This window comes from Kitasatospora mediocidica KCTC 9733 (genome assembly GCF_000744225.1).
Classification (GTDB): domain Bacteria; phylum Actinomycetota; class Actinomycetes; order Streptomycetales; family Streptomycetaceae; genus Kitasatospora; species Kitasatospora mediocidica.
Window position 1 is genome coordinate 937,909 of the sequence record NZ_JQLN01000001.1, and the last position, 17,632, is coordinate 955,540.

14 protein-coding genes and 1 pseudogene are annotated in these 17,632 nt (G+C 72.2%); 12 read left to right on the forward strand and 3 right to left on the reverse strand.

Annotated elements, in window-relative coordinates:
• Positions 1-78 precede the first annotated feature (78 nt).
• The 4 genes from BS80_RS03785 (at position 79) to BS80_RS03800 (ending at position 4,865) form a co-directional block, all read left to right on the forward strand.
• Positions 79-798 carry an MIP/aquaporin family protein gene (locus BS80_RS03785; protein WP_035792518.1) on the forward strand — a complete coding sequence of 240 codons (720 nt, stop codon included), beginning with the start codon at positions 79-81 and terminating at the stop codon, positions 796-798.
• A gap of 131 nt (positions 799-929) precedes the next feature.
• Positions 930-2,465 carry a glycerol kinase GlpK gene (glpK, locus tag BS80_RS03790; RefSeq protein WP_035792520.1) on the forward strand — a complete coding sequence of 512 codons (1,536 nt, stop codon included), beginning with the start codon at positions 930-932 and terminating at the stop codon, positions 2,463-2,465.
• 124 nt (positions 2,466-2,589) lie between these two features.
• Positions 2,590-4,185 (forward strand): glycerol-3-phosphate dehydrogenase/oxidase, encoded by a 1,596-nt coding sequence (locus tag BS80_RS03795; RefSeq protein ID WP_035792522.1) that lies wholly within the window; start codon positions 2,590-2,592, stop codon positions 4,183-4,185.
• A 140-nt stretch (positions 4,186-4,325) separates the two neighbouring features.
• A complete protein-coding gene (locus BS80_RS03800; RefSeq protein WP_035792524.1) occupies positions 4,326-4,865 on the forward strand; it encodes a YbhB/YbcL family Raf kinase inhibitor-like protein in 540 nt (179 codons plus the stop codon).
• A gap of 110 nt (positions 4,866-4,975) precedes the next feature.
• On the opposite strand, the gene BS80_RS03805 is transcribed toward BS80_RS03800, so the two are convergent.
• Positions 4,976-6,388, reverse strand: a complete 1,413-nt coding sequence (locus tag BS80_RS03805) for a GntT/GntP/DsdX family permease (protein ID WP_035793278.1) — start codon at positions 6,386-6,388, stop codon at positions 4,976-4,978.
• Between the two features lie 65 nt (positions 6,389-6,453).
• Positions 6,454-7,023, reverse strand: a complete 570-nt coding sequence (locus BS80_RS03810) for a gluconokinase (RefSeq protein ID WP_083974161.1) — start codon at positions 7,021-7,023, stop codon at positions 6,454-6,456.
• Positions 7,024-7,161: 138 nt separating this feature from the next.
• Between BS80_RS03810 and BS80_RS03815 the strand changes: the two genes are divergently transcribed.
• The 5 genes from BS80_RS03815 to BS80_RS03835 all read left to right on the forward strand — a co-directional run bounded on the left by BS80_RS03815 (position 7,162) and on the right by BS80_RS03835 (position 11,231).
• Positions 7,162-7,899 carry a FadR/GntR family transcriptional regulator gene (locus tag BS80_RS03815; RefSeq protein ID WP_051965855.1) on the forward strand — a complete coding sequence of 246 codons (738 nt, stop codon included), beginning with the start codon at positions 7,162-7,164 and terminating at the stop codon, positions 7,897-7,899.
• An 82-nt stretch (positions 7,900-7,981) separates the two neighbouring features.
• Positions 7,982-8,299 carry a hypothetical protein gene (locus BS80_RS03820; RefSeq protein WP_157535843.1) on the forward strand — a complete coding sequence of 106 codons (318 nt, stop codon included), beginning with the start codon at positions 7,982-7,984 and terminating at the stop codon, positions 8,297-8,299.
• 132 nt (positions 8,300-8,431) lie between these two features.
• Positions 8,432-9,991, forward strand: coding sequence for a serine/threonine-protein kinase (locus tag BS80_RS37450; protein WP_051965859.1), 1,560 nt, complete (start codon positions 8,432-8,434; stop codon positions 9,989-9,991).
• Between the two features lie 44 nt (positions 9,992-10,035).
• Entirely contained in the window at positions 10,036-10,494 is a 459-nt protein-coding gene (locus BS80_RS40350; protein WP_035792527.1) for a hypothetical protein, read from the forward strand.
• Positions 10,495-10,652: 158 nt separating this feature from the next.
• Positions 10,653-11,231, forward strand: a complete 579-nt coding sequence (locus tag BS80_RS03835) for a hypothetical protein (protein WP_157535846.1) — start codon at positions 10,653-10,655, stop codon at positions 11,229-11,231.
• 53 nt (positions 11,232-11,284) lie between these two features.
• Here BS80_RS03835 and BS80_RS03840 read toward each other — a convergent pair whose 3' ends face one another.
• Complete coding sequence (locus BS80_RS03840; RefSeq protein ID WP_035792541.1) at positions 11,285-12,391, reverse strand: NADH:flavin oxidoreductase/NADH oxidase; 1,107 nt, start codon at positions 12,389-12,391, stop codon at positions 11,285-11,287.
• A gap of 120 nt (positions 12,392-12,511) precedes the next feature.
• Here BS80_RS03840 and BS80_RS03845 point away from each other — a divergent pair.
• The 3 genes and pseudogenes from BS80_RS03845 to BS80_RS03855 all read left to right on the forward strand — a co-directional run.
• Positions 12,512-12,859 (forward strand): annotated as a pseudogene (locus tag BS80_RS03845) (ArsR/SmtB family transcription factor); the annotation flags it as partial.
• 135 nt (positions 12,860-12,994) lie between these two features.
• Complete coding sequence (locus BS80_RS38490; protein WP_083974163.1) at positions 12,995-13,390, forward strand: SSI family serine proteinase inhibitor; 396 nt, start codon at positions 12,995-12,997, stop codon at positions 13,388-13,390.
• Between the two features lie 328 nt (positions 13,391-13,718).
• The gene (locus BS80_RS03855; protein ID WP_035792544.1) at positions 13,719-17,606 is read left to right on the forward strand and encodes a Pls/PosA family non-ribosomal peptide synthetase; all 3,888 of its coding nucleotides are present in this window, start codon (positions 13,719-13,721) and stop codon (positions 17,604-17,606) included.
• The last annotated feature ends 26 nt before the right edge of the window (positions 17,607-17,632 follow it).

A 17,632-nucleotide genomic window follows, 5' to 3' on the forward strand; every position in this document is an offset into this window, starting at 1 on the left:
CCACCGTGGCGATCTCCCCCACCCGCCTGCCACGGGCTCGACCCACTAGGCATCGGCCATACGGACAAAGGAGTCTTTGTGTCCGCCTTCTCGAACGGCGACATCTTCGTCGGCGAAACGCTCGGCACCGCCGCGCTGATACTCCTCGGCGGTGGCGTCTGCGCCGCCGTCACGCTCAAGAAGTCCAAGGCCCAGAACGCCGGCTGGCTGGCGATCACCTTCGGCTGGGGCTTCGCGGTCATGATCGCCGCCTACATGGTCGCCACGAAGTCGGGTGCCCACCTCAACCCGGCCGTCACGCTGGCCCTCGCCGTCAAGAGCGGCGACTGGAGCCAGGTCCCGCTCTACCTCGGCTCCCAGCTGCTCGGCGCGATGATCGGCGCCGTACTGGTCTGGCTCGTCTACCTCGGCCAGTTCCAGGCCAACGAGGAGCCGACGCTCGGCATCTTCTCGACCGGTCCCGAGATCCGGAACCCGATCCAGAACCTGCTCACCGAGATCATCGCCACCATGGTGCTCTGCATGGCCATCCTCACCCAGGGCCTGAACAAGGGTGTCGGCCTGTCCGGCATCGGCGTCCTGATCACCGCCTTCACGGTGGTCGGCATCGGCCTCTCGCTCGGCGGCCCGACCGGCTACGCGATCAACCCGGTCCGCGACCTCGGCCCGCGGATCGTGCACTCGCTGCTGCCCATCCCGAACAAGGGCGGCTCGGACTGGAGCTACGCCTGGGTCCCGGTGGCGGGCCCGCTCATCGGCGGTCTGCTCTCCGGTCTGCTGTACAAGCTCTGCTTCTGAGCCGAACCCCGTGTCGGCGAGGTGCCGCCTCGAAGGTTTGCGCCTCGCCGACACTCGGGGACTGAGAATGCGTCAGCCGCACCGGTCCCACCTCCCACCCCCTGACCTTCCCCCATGGAGCCGAGGACATCATGACCACGGGTAACAGCGAGCTCACCGGCAACTACATCGCCGCGATCGACCAGGGCACCACGTCCAGCCGCTGCATCATCTTCGGCGCCGACGGCCGCATCGTCGCCGTCGACCAGCAGGAGCACAGCCAGATCTTCCCGCAGCCGGGCTGGGTCGAGCACGACGCCGCGGAGATCTGGACCCGCGTGCAGTCCGTGGTCCGCGGCGCGCTGGAGAAGGCCGGCCTGACCAAGGACGACATCCGCGCGATCGGCATCACCAACCAGCGCGAGACCACCGTGCTGTGGGACAAGAACACCGGTGAGCCCGTCCACAACGCGCTGGTCTGGCAGGACACCCGCACCGAGGGCCTCTGCCGCGAGCTGGGCCGCAACGTCGGCCAGGACCGCTTCCGCCGCGAGACCGGCCTCCCGCTGGCCAGCTACTTCGCCGGCCCGAAGATCCGCTGGCTGCTGGACAACGTCGAGGGCCTGCGCGAGCGCGCCGAGGCCGGCGACATCCTGTTCGGCACCATGGACACCTGGGTCATCTGGAACCTCACCGGCGGCGTGAACGGCGGCAAGCACGTCACCGACGTCACCAACGCCAGCCGCACCATGCTGATGAACCTGAACACCCTCGCCTGGGACGCGAAGATCGCCGACTCGATGGGCGTGCCGCTCAACGTGCTGCCGGAGATCCGCTCCTCCGCCGAGGTCTACGGCTACGCCGCGGGCGACCTGGCGGGCGTCCCGGTCGCCTCCGCGCTCGGTGACCAGCAGGCGGCGCTGTTCGGCCAGACCTGCTTCGACAAGGGCGAGGCCAAGTCCACCTACGGCACCGGCACCTTCCTGCTGCTCAACACCGGCGAGACGGTCGTCCACTCCTACAACGGCCTGCTGACCACGGTCGGCTACCAGATCGGCGACCAGAAGCCGGTCTACGCCCTGGAGGGCTCGATCGCGGTCACCGGTTCGCTGGTGCAGTGGCTGCGCGACCAGCTCGGCATCATCTCCACCGCCGCCGAGATCGAGACGCTCGCCAACACCGTAGAGGACAACGGCGGCGCCTACTTCGTGCCGGCCTTCTCCGGCCTGTTCGCCCCGTACTGGCGCTCCGACGCCCGCGGCGTGATCGCCGGCCTGACCCGCTACGTGACCAAGGGCCACCTGGCCCGCGCCGTCCTGGAAGCCACCGCCTGGCAGACCCGCGAGGTCATGGACGCCATGGAGAAGGACTCCGGCGTCCAGCTGACCGCGCTCAAGGTCGACGGCGGCATGACCTCCAACAACCTGCTGATGCAGAACATCGCCGACGTCCTGAACGCCCCGGTCGAGCGCCCGTACGTGGCCGAGACCACCGCGCTCGGCGCGGCCTACGCGGCCGGCCTCGCGGTCGGCTTCTGGCCGGACCTGGACACCCTGCGGGCCAACTGGCACCGCGCCGCCGAGTGGACGCCCCGCATGGACGAGGCCACCCGCGAGCGCGAGTACAAGAAGTGGCTCAAGGCCGTCGAGCGCACCATGGGCTGGGTCGAGGAGGACGAGGAGAGCTGAGACGTCCGCCGGCCGGGGCGCTCGAACACCCCGGCCGGCGTGTTCCCCGGCCTCTTCGGAGGCCGCACCGCACATCGAGAGGAGAAACGGCGCCCGCCCGCACCGAGCGCCGTAAACACACACCATGGCAACCATCCCGACCCTGGGCGCCGAGCGCACCCCCGGCCGCACCGCCTCCCGCGCCGAGACCCGTGAGCTGCTGGGCAAGGCCACCTACGACCTGCTGGTGATCGGGGGCGGCATCCTCGGCACCGCAGTCGCCTGGACCGCCTCCCAGGCGGGCCTCAAGGTCGCCATGGTGGACGCGGGCGACTTCGCGGGCGCCACGTCCAGCGCCTCCTCCAAGCTGGTCCACGGCGGTCTGCGCTACCTGCAGACCGGCGCGGTCAAGCTCGTCGCGGAGAACCACAAGGAGCGCCGCGCGCTGGCCACCGACGTGGCCCCGCACCTGGTCAACCCGTTGACCTTCTTCGTCCCGGTCTACAAGGGCGGCCCGCACAGCGCCCCCAAGCTCGGCGCCGGCGTCTTCCTCTACTCCGCGCTCTCCGCCTTCCGCGACGGCATGGGCCGGGTCTCCACCGCCGCGCACGCCGCCCAGCAGGTGCCCGCGCTGCGCACCGAGGGCCTGCGCTCGGTCGCGGTCTACGGCGACCACCAGATGAACGACTCGCGGATGGCCGTCATGACGGTGCGCGCCGCCGTCGACGCGGGCGCCGTGGTGCTCAACCACGCCGAGGTCACCGGCCTGCGCTTCACCGGCACCCGGGTGACCGGCGCCGAGCTGAAGGACCGGCTGGACGGCAGCGAGTTCGGCGTCAACGCCCGGCTCGTGCTCAACGCGACCGGCCCGTGGGTCGACCACCTGCGCGCGATGGAGGACGCCGGCGCGGCGCCCAGCATCCGGCTCTCCAAGGGTGCGCACGTGGTCGTCAAGCGCCGTACCCCGTGGCGTGCCGCGCTGACCATCCCGATCGACAAGTACCGCGTCTCCTTCGCCATCCCGTGGGAGGACCACGTCCTGCTCGGGACCACGGACGAGGAGTACACCGGCGACCCGAAGGACGTCCGGGCCACCGACGCCGACATCGACCAGATCATGGACGAGGCCGGTCACGCGATCAAGGACGAGCATCTCGACCGCGACCTGATCACCTACTCCTTCGCCGGCCTGCGGGTGCTGCCCGGCGGCCCCGGCGACACCGCCGCCGCCAAGCGCGAGACCGTGGTGACCGAGGGCCGCGGCGGGATGCTCTCGGTGGCCGGCGGCAAGTGGACGACCTACCGGCACATCGGCCGCACCGTGCTGGAGAAGCTCTCCCACGTGCGCGGCACCGGGCTCTCCGAGGACATGTCGCCGATCCCGGCCACCGTCCCGCTGCCCGGCATCGGCGCGCCGAACGCAGTCGCGCACCGACTGCTGATCGACCGCGAGCCCGGCTCGCGGATGGAGCCGCTGGTGGCCAAGCACCTGGCCAGCCACTACGGCACGCTCTCCTTCGAGATCGCCCGCATGATCGCCGACGACCCGTCGCTCGGCGAGCCGATCCACCCGGACGGCCCGGACGTCTGGGCGCAGGTGGCCTTCGCCGCCGACAGCGAGTGGGCCTACACCGCCGACGACGTGTTGCGCCGCCGCACCACGATGACGGTGCGCGGGTTCGACACGCCGGAGATCGAGCAGCGGGTCAGCGAGTTCCTGGCCAAGCGCAACCAGAGCTGACGCGGCCGCCGGTGCGGGCACCGGCTCTGTCGTCGCGTTCGCGTCCTGAAGGGCGGTCACCCCGGGTCGGGGTGACCGCCCTTCGCGCGTGCCCTAGGCTCGTCGGTGACCTTGATCCCGCTCCGCAGGAGGCTTCCGACGTGTCCAGGCCACCACTTCCGCACGACTTCCAGCGCCCGGTCCCCTCGTTCACGGTCACCAGCACCGGACTGACGGACGGCGAGGCGCTCCCGCAGGCCCAGGTGCTGGCAGGCGATGACGTCTCCCCGCAGCTGAGCTGGACGGGCTTCCCGGCGGAGACCAAGAGCTTCGCCGTCACCTGCTTCGACCCGGACGCGCCGACGGGCAGCGGCTGGTGGCACTGGGTGCTGTTCGACATCCCGGCCGACGTGACGGAGCTGGCGAGCGGCGTCGGCAGCGGCGACTTCCCCGGCCTGCCGGACGGTGCGATCCACGCGCGCAACGACTTCGGCACCAAGAACTTCGGCGGCGCCGCCCCGCCGCCCGGCCACGGACCGCACCGCTACGTCTTCACCGTGCACGCGGTGGGCGTGGAGAAGCTCGGCCTGGACGCGGATACCTCGCCGGCGGCGGTCGGCGGGACGCTGGGGTTCCTCGCGGTGGGACGCGCGAGCATCGTGGGGACGTACGAGAACGCGGACGAGAGCGCGGGCGCGTAGGGCGGCAGCGGCGAAGAGGGGCAGCGAACTGAGCGGCGGGGGCAGGGACTTCGGTCCCTGCCCCCGCCGCTCAGTTCGCTTCGGACGTCTCGCGCGTCTCGCGCGTCTAGTCAGACAATCAGGCTCAGCGGGAGGATCAGCGCGATGGCGACGACCGAGATCACCGTCTCCATCGCCGACCAGGACTTGAGCGTCTGGCCCACGCTCATCCCGAAGTACTCCTTCACCAGCCAGAATCCGGCGTCGTTGACGTGCGAGAAGAAGAGCGACCCGGCGCCGACGGCCAGCACCAGCAGTGCGGTGTGTGAGGTGGACATCCCGGCCGCGAGCGGGGAGACGATGCCGGCCGCGGTGATGGTGGCGACCGTGGCGGAGCCGGTGGCCAGCCGGATCAGGACGGCGATGAACCAGCCGAGGAGGAGGGCCGAGATGTGCAGGCGGCCGGCCCAGTGGCTGACGGCGTCACCGACGCCGACGTCGATCAGGGTCTGCTTGAAGCCGCCGCCCGCGCCGACGATGAACACGATGCCCGCGATCGGGGCGAGCGACTTCTCGACGGTGCTGGAGATCCGCGCCTTGGTGAAGCCGGCGGCCCGACCGAGCGTCAGCATGCCGAGCAGGACGGCGGCGAGCAGGGCGATCAGCGGCGAGCCGACGAAGTCGAGGATGCGTTGGGCGCGGGCGTGCGGGTCGTCCAGCAGGACGTCGGCCAGTGCCTTGCCGAGCATCAGCGCGACCGGCAGCAGGATCGTCGAGAGCACTGCTCCGAAAGAAGGGCGGTGCTCTCGAAGCTGACTGCTGCTCTCGGACTTCTCGGACTGATCCTGGGACCCGGCAGGGGCTGCCGCCGCCTCGGGGAGGGTGAGCGGGCCGACCCAGCGTTCGGCGACCCGGCCGAAGAGCGGACCGGCGATGACCAGCGTCGGGACCGCTATCAGCAGGCCCAGGGCCAGCGTGACGCCGAGGTTCGCCTTGAGCGCGTCCACGGCCACCAGCGGTCCCGGGTGCGGCGGCACCAGTCCGTGCAGGACCGAGAGGCCGGCCAGGGCGGGGATGCCGACCCGGATCACCGGGAGGTTCCCGCGCCGGGCGACCAGCAGCACGATCGGGATCAGCAGGACGACGCCGACCTCGAAGAAGAGCGGGAGCCCCAGCAGCGCCGCGATCAGGGCCATCGCCCAGGGCAGCGTGCGCGGACCGGACCGGGCCAGCACGGTGTCCGCGATGATGTCGGCGCCGCCGGAGTCGGCCAGCAGCTTGCCGAGCATCGCGCCCAGTCCGATCAGCAGCCCGACGCTGGTGACGGTGGCTCCGAACCCGGTGGCGAAACTCGCGGTGAGCTTCTCCAGCGGCGCGCCGGCGACCGCCGCGAGCAGCACCGAGCCCAGCGTCAGGGCGAGGAAGGGGTGCAGCTTCACCCGGCTGATCAGCAGCACGATCGCGCCGATGGCCAGCAGGACGGCGAGGAGCAGCCGCCCGTCACCGACGGGGTGCGCGAGCGCCGCCGGGCCGGCCGCGAGCAGGGCGGGCGCGGCGGGGACGAGAGGTGACACGAGGGGCGGCACGAGGGCCGGGACGAGGGCGAGGGTCACGCGAGGTCTCCATTGACGGGCCGCAGCAGGGCGACGGCCTTCTCGACGAGTTCGTGGGGTGCGGGTCCGACGTCCAGCACGGCGCCGCGCTCGTCCGGCTGGAGGGGTTCGAGCAGCGCGTACTGGGAGTCGAGCAGCGAGGCGGGCATGAAGTGTCCGGTGCGGGCCGCGAGCCGGTGCTCGACGAGGCCGTGGCCCCCGTCCAGGTGCAGGAAGTACGCGTCCGGGCAGGCCGCGCGCAGCGTGTCGCGGTAGCGGCGCTTGAGCGCGGAGCAGGTGACCACGCCGCCGGTGCCGGCCCGTCCGCGCTCCCCCAGCCAGCCGCCGAGGGCGGCCAGCCACGGGGCGCGATCGCGGTCGTCCAGCGGGATGCCGGCCGACATCTTGGCGATGTTGGCGGCCGGGTGGAAGTCGTCGGCCTCCGCGTAGGGCAGGCCGAGGCGGTCGGCCAGCAGCTCGGCGAGGGTGGTCTTGCCGACACCCGAGACGCCCATCACCACGATCAGCGGCTTGGCGGGCGGATGGGCGAGGTGCCCGGTGGGCTGGTTCTCGGCGTTGAGAGCCATGGGGGTCTGCTCCTGACACTTCGTGCTGCGATGACGCCACTATCAACCCAAAGGTATGACCTATTCAAGCCAGCGACATCAAATCGTCATACTTACAGCCGCGAGCCCGGGCCTCTAGTGCGGCACTAGGCTGAGCGGATGGATATCCAGGGCCTGCCCGGCCGCCTGCTCGCCGAGCTCGGACCCGCCATCGCCTCCGGCGAGCTCCCCGAGGGGGCCGTGCTGCGGATCGAGGAACTGGAGGCCCGTTTCGGCGTCTCCCGGACGGTCGTCCGCGACGCGGTGCGGGTCCTCGAATCGATGCGGCTGGTGGAGTCCAGACGCCGGGTCGGGATCACCGTCCAGCCCAAGTCCGGCTGGGACGTCTTCGACCCGCTGGTGATCCGCTGGCGGCTGGCCGGCTCGGACCGTGCCGCGCAGCTGCGCTCACTCGGTTCGCTGCGGGCCGCCGTCGAGCCGGCCGCCGCCGCTCTGGCGGCCCGGCACGCCTCGCCCGACCACTGCCGGGAACTCAGCGCACTGGCGGTCGAGTTGACGGTCACTGCGCGGGCGGCCGACCTCACCGCCTTCCTCCGGCATGACATCGCCTTCCATGCGACGGTGCTGCGGGCGTCCGGCAACGAGATGTTCGCGCACCTCGGGGAGACCGTCGGCGCGGTGCTGACCGGTCGCACCGAGCACGATCTGATGCCACATCAACCCGAGCCGTACGCCGTCCAGTTGCACCGTGAGGTCGCGGAGGCCATCTGCGCGGCCGATCCCGGCCACGCCGAACGGGCGATGCGGACGATCGTGCTGGGCGCACTGGAGGAACTCGACGCGACCCTGGGGCATCCGGCCGATCACGGTGCGCCGAAGCGGTCCGGTTTGGCCTAGCCGTCCGGTTTGGTCTAGCCGGGCGTGGGCAGACCCTGGGCGGGGTGCGGTGGACACACCCCGCCGGACCTGGGGGTCGCCGATGCCCGCTGCACGCCGCCGGATGCCGGACGAGGTGCGCGAGGCCGCTGTGCGAGCGGTGATCTTCCTTGCCCTGACCGTGGTCAGTCTGATCTTCACCGCGCTGGCGTCACTGGCCCACAGCTGGGTCCTGACCCCGGCGCTGATCGTGACCGGGGTCGGCGTGTTCGCGATCGCCTACTGCATGCTGGACATCATGATCTCCCGCCAGATCGCCTCCCAGCGCCAGCGCGGCCCCGGCCACGACTCCCCGATAGCCCAGAGCCGGGACCGCCGCCCCGCGCAGCGCGACCTGCACGCCGACCGGAGCTGGGGCTAGGAGCCGGGCACCGCCAAAGGCCCTCCCTCGTACCCTGGTTGACCCGCAGACGGCCTCAGGGTAGAAGTAGCCCATTCGCGCGCGTCGGCCCGGCTTCGGGCACGGCGCTTCGCGAGGAATCGGGGGGGTTCCATGAGGTATGAGGCGCAGCCGGCGGCTGTCATCGCCGGGCGCTACCGGCTGGTCAGGGTACTGGGCGCGGGCGGATCCGGGCGGGTGTGGCTGGCGCACGATCTCCTGCTCGGCGACGTACCCGTTGCACTGAAGGAGATCCGCCTCCCGCTCTCCCCCGCCGAGGACGAATACGCCCGCCAGCTCGAACGGGCCCAGCGGGAGGCCCGCAACGCCCAGCAGTTGCGCGAGCACCCGAATATCGTGACCGTCTACGACTTCCTGGTCGAGGACGAAGTCCCGTGGATCGTCATGCAGTTCATCGCCGGTCACTCGCTCCATGAGGCGCTGGCCGACGGCCCGCTGCCCGTTGCCACCGTCAAGCGGGTCGCCGCCGCACTGCTGGACGCGCTCGAAGCCGCCCACGCCAAGCAGATCGTGCACCGGGACATCAAGCCCGCCAACGTCCTGCTCGCCGACGACGGAACCGTCCTGCTCACCGACTTCGGCATCGCGCACCATCTTCCCGACAGCGGCTTGACCATGACCGGCATGATCATCGGCTCGGCCGAGTATTTGGCACCCGAGCGCGCCCGGGGCGAGGACGGCGGCACCGCGGGCGACCTGTTCTCGCTCGGGGTGACGCTCTATCACGCTGTCGAGGGAACATCACCGTTCCGCCGCGACAGCGCCCTGGGTTCGCTGCACGCGGTGCTCAGCGACGAGGCTCCCGCACCACGCCGCGCCGAGTGGCTGGAGCCACTGATCATCCGGCTGCTGGCGAAGAACCCCGACAAACGTCCGAGCATCCGCAAGGCGCGTGCACTGCTCAACGAACCGACGACCGTAGTCCTGCCGCCCGCCTCCCCCACCGCGGTCCTGCCCACCAGTGCCCCGGCCGCCGACAAACCCCGGAAACCCAAAGCTGCTGGACCAAAACCTCAGGGGCCGAAACCTTCGGTGGCGCCGGCCGCACCCCCTGCCCGCGCCAGTGCCTGGCCCGGCCGACTCCTCGGCCTCGCCGTCGTCGTCGCCATCGCCGCGTGGCTGTACCACGGCAACCAGGGCTTCGCCGTCTTCATGACCGACCAGCTGGGCCTCTCCGGCGACGCCTCCTCCGCGCGGCACGGCGACTGCCTCCACCGCGACCCCGCGCACGGGTGGGTCGAGGTGCCCTGCTTCTCGGCGGCCGCCGAGCGGACCGTACTCGACGCGCTCCCCGCGTCGGGGACGGCTGCCGCCTGCACCACCGCCGCCGGCTGGGACAGCTCCCACGACACCGCGATCCGGCCCGGCGCCGACGGCCATGGTGTCCAACTCTGCACAGCACCCACGGGCCAGGCCGCCGCGGTCGCGGACCACACGCCGACCGCGGTCCCCAGCCGCTACGTGCCACCGACGTTCGCCCCCCGACCTACGCCCCGCCGACGTACGTCCCCCCGACCTACGCCCCGCCCACGTACGCGCCTCCCACCTACACCCCGCCGACGTACGACCCGCCGACGTACTCGCCCCCTCCCACGAGCCCGTCCTTCGACCCCGGCTCGCTCGACAGCGCGCAGACCGACCAGACCCCACTGACCGCCGACGCGCTGCTGCCCACCTCGTTCACCGACTCCAAGGGCGTGCGCTACACCAGCACGAGCGGCTCGCTGCAGAGTTGCCTGGCCGGCCACGAGAGCCAGGACGTCCAGACCGTGCTGCGCAACGGTGGCTGCGTCAACCAGATCGTCGGGACCTACAGCGACTCCAGCGCGAACATCATGGTGATCGTCTTCGTCGAGCCGATGACGAATTCCCAGACCGCCACGGCAGGTTACAACTCCCTCTCCAGCGCGTACGACAACGACTGGGGCTTGTGGTGCCCGAAGACCGGGACCGGCGCCCAGATCTGCGACAACGGCGAAGACACCAGCCGTGCCACGCAGTTCGGCTACACCAACCGAACTCACCGCTACCTGATTCACACGCTGGCGATCTACGCCAACCTGGGCACGGACAAGAGCGACACCCCGTGGACGGACTCGGCAGCCAGCGCCGCAGTCGAGGCGGCCGGCCCGCAGAACTACGCGGGCAACCGGTGACCGCAGCGACCCGAGCCGACCGGGTTCGCTGCGGGCGTCCGCCCAAGTCACCGTGCTGCGTGCCGGATTGTCCGCGAGTACCACCCACCGGCGGCACGCGTCCGGTATAATTCATAGGACGCGTCGGCCTCCTGTTGTCTGAGTCCGACGCTTTTTTCATGCCTACGAAACCTGCGCGGGAACGCGCTCGCGGAGCCCTCTTCCACACCAGGATCGCGGATCCGCGCGGCGACGAGCTGTTGCCGCTGTCGATGCTCCGGGAGCGCTATCCCGACCTCCACGCACGCCACAGCGCCAAGTACGCCGGCCGCGAGCACCGGTTGCGCGAGCGCGTGATCCCCCTCGACTGCGCGTGGTCCGACGTCGTCTTCCTCGCGCCCCTCGACTCCACCATGCTGTTCGACGCGGCGCGGAGCAGCGGCCGACGGGTCTGGGACGGCCCGGTCTGGACGCTGGACGCGGCACGGCTCGACCCGGAGCGCTGCTGCGTTCGACTGATGCGCGTCAGCCCGGGAGCCCGCAGCGCCGACCCCGGTACCGAGGACGACTACCTGCCGCTGACGACCGCCACCCTGCGGGCGGTCTCGGAGGTGACCGACCGCGCCCTCGCACGGCTGCGCAACCTCGGCCCGGACGAACCGCTCCTCCCGTGGGGGGACGTGCCGCACGTCCTGCACCGCGGACCGATCCCGCTCGACCTCTTCCGCGAGCTGCCACGGCGTCGGAGCCGCCCCTGAAGCCGTCCCCGGCAACCCGGCACGCCCCGCTGGTCGGTGCCGGCCGGTGCGGGTCAGCCGCGGGCGCCGACGGCCCAGCCGTACTGGGCGGGCCAGTGGCGGGCGGTGTCGAGGGTGCGGGCGGCCTGGTGGGCCCAGTAAGGGTTGCGGAGGAGTTCGCGGCCGAGCAGCACGGCATCGGCGGCGCCGGTCGCGATGATCTCCTCGGCCTGGGCGGGGTCGGTGATCAGACCGACGGCGGCGGTGGGCAGGCCGGTCGACTCGCGGACGGCGGTGGCGAAGGGGACCTGGAAGCCCGGGGCCGCCGGGATCTTCGCGGTCGCGACCAGGCCGCCGGTGGAGACGTCCAGCAGGTCGACGCCCGCGGCCTGGAGCTCCTTGGCCAGCCGGACGGTGTCCTCGCCCGTCCAGCCGTCCCGCTCGTCCTCGGCGTCCTCGGCGAGCCAGTCGGTGGCCGAGGTACGGAAGAATACCGGCAACTCCTGCGGCCAGACGGCGCGGACCGCCTCGACCACCTCCAGGGCGAACCGGATCCGGTTCTCGAACGAACCGCCGTAGGCGTCGGTGCGGCGGTTGGAGACCGGGGAGAGGAAGGAGTGCACCAGGTAGCCGTGGGCACCGTGCACCTCGGCGACCTGGAAGCCGGCCGCCAGCGCGCGGCGGGCGGCGTCGGCGAAGGCCTGGACGACGTCGGCGATCTCCTCGACCGTCAGCTCGTGCGGCTCCGGGTGGCCGTCGAAGGGCTCGGTGCTCGGGCCGACCGCCTGCCAGCCGCCGTCCGCGACGGTGCGCGGGGTCCCACCGAGCGCCGGGGGAAGGGTGGACGCCTTGCGGCCGGCGTGGGCCAGCTGGATCCCGGCGACCGCGCCGTAGCTCCGGATCGCGGCGGTGACCCGGGCCAGCGCGTCCTGCTGGCGCTCGTTCCACAGGCCGAGGTCGTGGGCGCTGATCCGGCCCTCGGGCTGGACGGCGGTGGCCTCGACCATCACCAGTCCGGTGCCGCCGGCGGCCCGCGAGGCGAGGTGGGTGAGGTGGAAGTCGGTGGCGACGCCGGTCTCCGGGCCTTCGGCGGCGGCCGAGTACATGCACATCGGGGCCATCCACACCCGGTTGGGAATGGTCAGCTCACGCAGGGTGACGGGCTCGAACAGGGCGCTCACGAGGGCTCCTCAAGGGCACGGCCGGCGGGAACCGGCACGACCGGAAAGTACGAGATTTACCGTACTACGAGAATTGCCGTACTACGAACGCCGCCGTACCAGCTGCCGTACGATGGGGGCGTGACCGAAGCAGCGACCGAAGCCTCCGCCCCCCTTGCCGAGCCCGCACCGGCGGACATCCGGCTGGCGACCGTGCTGCACGCACTGGCGGACCCGATCCGCCTGCGGATCGTTCGCGAACTCGCCGACGGGCACTGCGAGATGTCCTGCATCGCGTTCGGCCTGCCGGTCAGCAAGTCGACCAGCACGCACCACTTCCGGGTGCTTCGCGACGCCGGCGTGATTCGCCAACACCGGCGCGGGACAGCCCGGATGAGCATGCTGCGACGCACCGACCTGAACGCGCTGTTCCCCGCCCTGCTGGACAGCGTGCTGCTCGGCGCGACGGCCGAGGAGGCCCGCACGCCGGGAGAGCCGGGGGAACTGCCCGACGCGTCCGCGCAATTGGCCGCAGCACGCACGGTCGACGAAGTTACGGTCGACGCGCCCACGATGGGGTGACGGCTTAGGCGTGGTGACCGCGCCGGTGCTACTCCTGGGCCCATGATTTCCCTGCGCATCCGCGCGGCCGTGGCCGCCGCCGTCCTCGCCGTGCTCGCCTCCCCCTCACCCGCCCAGGCCCGACCGGTGGGCCGCCCCTGGGAGCTGTCGCTGGCCGTCCAGGACGACCGCACCGGCACCACGACCCGGGCGGAGCTGGTCTGTCACCCGACGGGCGAGGGCCACCCGCAGGCCCAGGCGGCCTGCGACGCGGTGGACGCCGCCGGCGGCGACCTGAACCGGCTGACCGGCATGCCCCGGACGCTCTGCTACCACCTGTCCCAGCCGGTCACCGCCAGCGCCACCGGCAGCTGGGCGGGGCGGCTCGTCCAGTGGCAGCAGACCTTCGGGAACAGCTGCGAGCTGCGCACGAAAACCGCTCCCGTCTTCGGTTTCTAGCCCGTGCGTGGTGCATGGAGCTGCCGATACACCCGTTCGGTGTTAGGTGGGTCACACCTCGAAAATTCGATCTGACGGACCGTCAATGTTACTGACGGTCCGTCAGAGTCCTTTCGATGCACCGGTCGTGCAATCTGATGGTCAGTCAGTTTTGGTCCGGAAAGCCCCAGTTGGCGGCATGATCGGCCTCGCCGCAACCGTCGACCCGACGTAGTATCGATTGGGTTGTTGTGCTCAGGACCGGAGCAGAGCGCCGGAGCATGCGGATACCGCAGATCACCGAGGCGTCCACGCCGGTCGTGGTGGGGGACCGAGGGACGAGGACCGTATGGCTGTCATGACCCAGATCGCTACACCGGGTGACCGGGACGAACCGAGCGGCGCACCCGGTGTGCCCGCCCTGTTCGGCGGGCGCCCGGCGCCCACTCCGCGCACCCTGGTGGACGTCCTGGACGCCACCGTGCGTGACCACCCGAACGAGCCCGCCCTCGACGACGGGACCACCGTCCTCAGCTATCGGGCGCTGGCCGCCGAGGTGGACGCGCTGCGCCGCAAGCTCGCCGCCGCCGGCATCGGGCTGGGCGACCGGGTCGGCATCCGCGTCCCGTCCGGCACCAACGACCTCTACGTCTCGATCCTCGCGGTGCTCGCCGTCGGTGCGGCCTACGTGCCCGTGGACGCCGAGGACCCGGACGAGCGCGCCGAGCTGGTCTTCGGCGAGGCCGAGGTGAGCGCCGTACTGGGCGCCGGGCGCGCGATCGCCACCGCCCGGGTCTCCGGCGCGCAGGCCGGCCGCCCCGGGCCGGAGCAGGACGCCTGGATCATCTTCACCTCCGGCTCGACCGGCAAGCCCAAGGGCGTCGCCGTCAGCCACCGCAACGCCGCCGCGTTCGTGGACGCCGAGGCCGCGATGTTCCTCCAGGAGGAGCCGATCGGCCCGGGCGACCGGGTGATGGCCGGGCTCTCGGTCGCCTTCGACGCCTCCTGCGAGGAGATGTGGCTGGCCTGGCGCTACGGCGCCTGCCTGGTGCCCGTCCCCCGCTCGCAGGTGCGCAGCGGCGCCGACCTCGGCCCGTGGCTGGCTGAGCAGGAGATCACCGTGGTCTCCACCGTCCCCACTCTCGCCGCGCTCTGGCCCGCCGAGACGCTCGGCGACGTCCGGCTGCTGATCTTCGGCGGCGAGGCCTGCCCGCCCGAGCTGGTCGAGCGGCTGGTCACCGAGGGCCGCGAGGTCTGGAACACCTACGGCCCGACCGAGGCGACCGTGGTCGCCTGCGGCGCGCTGCTCACCGGTGAGGGCCCGGTACGGATCGGCCTGCCGCTGGACGGCTGGGAGCTGGCCGTCGTCGACGAGGCCGGACGGCCGGTGGCGATGGGCGACAGCGGCCAGCTGGTGATCGGCGGCGTCGGGCTGGCCCGCTACCTGGACCCGGCCAAGGACGCCGAGAAGTACGCCCCGCTGGACTCGCTCGGCTGGGAGCGCGCCTACCGCAGCGGCGACCTGGTCCGGGCCGAGCCCGAGGGCCTGGTCTTCCTGGGACGCGGCGACGAGCAGATCAAGCTCGGCGGCCGGCGGATCGAACTGGGCGAGGTCGACGCGGCGCTCCAGGCGCTGCCCGGCGTCGCCGGTGCCGCCGCCGCCGTGCGCACCGCCCGTGGCGGCAACCAGCTACTGGTCGGCTACCTGGTCACCCAGGACGGCTGGGACCAGACGGCCGCCGTCGAGCGGCTGCGCGCCGAGCTGCCCGCCGCCCTGGTGCCGCTGCTCGCACCCGTCGAGGAGCTGCCCACCCGGACCTCCGGCAAGGTCGACCGCGACGCGCTGCCGTGGCCGCTGCCCGGCCTGCAGACCAGCGGCCCGGCCGAACAGCTCTACGGCACCGAGGCCTGGCTCGCCGAGCAGTGGAGCGAGATCCTGGGCGTGCCGGTCACCAGTGCCGACGCGGACTTCTTCGCGATCGGAGGCGGCAGCCTGGCCGCCGCCCGGCTGACCACGCTGCTGCGCACCCGCTACCCGGCCGCCGCCGTGCTGGACATCTACAACCAGCCCGTCCTGCGCAAGCTGGCCAAGCTGCTGACCCGCTCCGACCAGGGCGACGGCTCGTCCCGGACGATCGCGCGCACCCCGGCCCGGGCCAAGGTGACGCAGCTGCTCCTGCTGCTGCCGCTGTTCACCCTGGTCGGACTGCGCTGGACGGTCGGGCTGCTGGCACTGGGCAACGCGCTGGCCTGGTTCGGCTCCTACCCGTGGGCGCCGACCGCCTCCTGGTGGGTGGTGGGCGCCGGCGCGGTGCTGCTGTTCACCGCGCCCGGACGCCTGGCGATCGGCGCGGGCGGCGCGCGGCTGCTGCTGCGCGGGCTGCGGCCCGGCAGCTACCCGCGCGGCGGGAGCGTGCACCTGCGACTCTGGGCCGCCGAGCGACTGGCCGAGGCCAGTGGCGCGACCTCGCTCTCCGGCTCCTGGCTGATCCGCTACGGGCGGGCGCTGGGCGCCAAGATCGGCCCGGAGGTCGATCTGCACGCGCTGCCGCCGGTGACCGGGCTGCTCAAGCTGGGCCGGGGCTGCGCGGTGGAGGCCGAGGTGGACCTCTCCGGCTACTGGCTGGACGGCGACCGGCTGGAGGTCGGCACGGTCAAGGTCGGTCCCGGCGCCGTGGTCGGCACCCGCAGCACGCTCTTCCCGGGGGCCCGGGTGGGCAAGGGCGCCGAGATCGCTCCCGGCTCGGGCGTGACCGGTCTCGTGCCGACCGGCCAGCGTTGGTCGGGTGCGCCCGCCAAGAAGCTCGGCAAGGCCGAGCGCGGCTGGCCCAAGCGCCGCCCGGCCCGTCCGGCGCGCTGGGGAGCGGTGTACGGCGCGACGGGCCTGGCCCTCGCGCTGCTGCCGGTGCTCTCCGCGCTGCCCGCCCTGCTGGTGGCCGGCTGCTTCGTGCAGCCCGGCGACGACCTGGGCACGGCGCTGCGCGGAGCACTGCTCTCGGTTGCGCCCGCTGCTCTCGCTTTCGGTCTCACGTACGCGCTGCTCGTGCTGGCGGCCGTCCGGCTGCTCAGCCTGGGCCTGCGCACCGGCTACCACCCGCTCTACGGCCGGATCGGCTGGCAGGCCTGGACGGTCAGCCAGCTGATGGACCTCTCCCGCGAGGTGCTCTTCCCGCTCTACGCCGGACTGATCACGCCGGTCTGGCTGCGCCTGCTCGGCATGAAGATCGGCGCCGGCGCCGAGGTCTCCACCGTCCTCGCGCTGCCCAGCCTGACCACGGTCGGCGAGGGCGCGTTCCTCGCCGACGACACCCTGATCGCGCCCTACGAGCTGGGCGGCGGCTGGCTGCGGATCGACCGGGCCGAGATCGGCCGCCGGGCCTTCCTGGGCAACTCCGGGATGACCGCGCCCGGCCGCTCGGTCCCCGACCGGGGCCTGGTCGGCGTGCTCTCCGCCACGCCGAAGAAGGCCAAGAAGGGCAGCTCCTACCTCGGCATGCCCCCGATGAAGCTGCCGCGCGCCGCCGCCACCGGCGACCAGAGCCTGACCTACGACCCGCCGGCCCGGCTGCTCTGGGCACGCGGACTGGTCGAGGTCTGCCGGCTGCTGCCGGTGTTCTGCTCGGCCGCGCTCGCCGTGCTGACCGTCGGCGCGCTCTGCGCGCTGGCCTCGGCCGTCTCGGTTCCGCTCGCCGCGCTGCTGTCGGGCCTCGTCCTGCTGGTCGCCGGCCTGGCCGCCTGCCTGGTCTCGGCCGCCGCCAAGTGGCTGCTGGTCGGCCGGTTCCGGGCCGTCGAGCACCCGCTGTGGAGCGGTTTCGTCTGGCGCAACGAGCTGGCCGACACCTTCGTCGAGGTGCTGGCGGTGCCGTGGCTGGTCGGCGCGGTGCCGGGCACCCCGCTGCTCAACGTCTGGCTGCGCGCGTTGGGCGCGCGGATCGGGCGCGGCGTGTGGTGCGAGAGCTACTGGCTCCCCGAGGCCGACCTGGTGACCCTGGAGGAGGGCGTCACCATCAACCGGGGCTGCGTTCTGCAGACCCACCTCTTCCACGACCGGATCATGCGCATGGATACTGTGATCCTCCGCGAGGGCGCAACCCTGGGCCCGGGCGGAATCGTGCTGCCCGGCAGCACCGTCGGGGCCCGCAGCACGCTCGGGCCGGCCTCGCTGGTGATGCGCGCGGAGTCCGTCCCGGCCGACACCCGGTGGCTGGGCAACCCGATCGAAGCCTGGCAGGCGTAGCCAGATGATCGGTACGGCACTCGGTA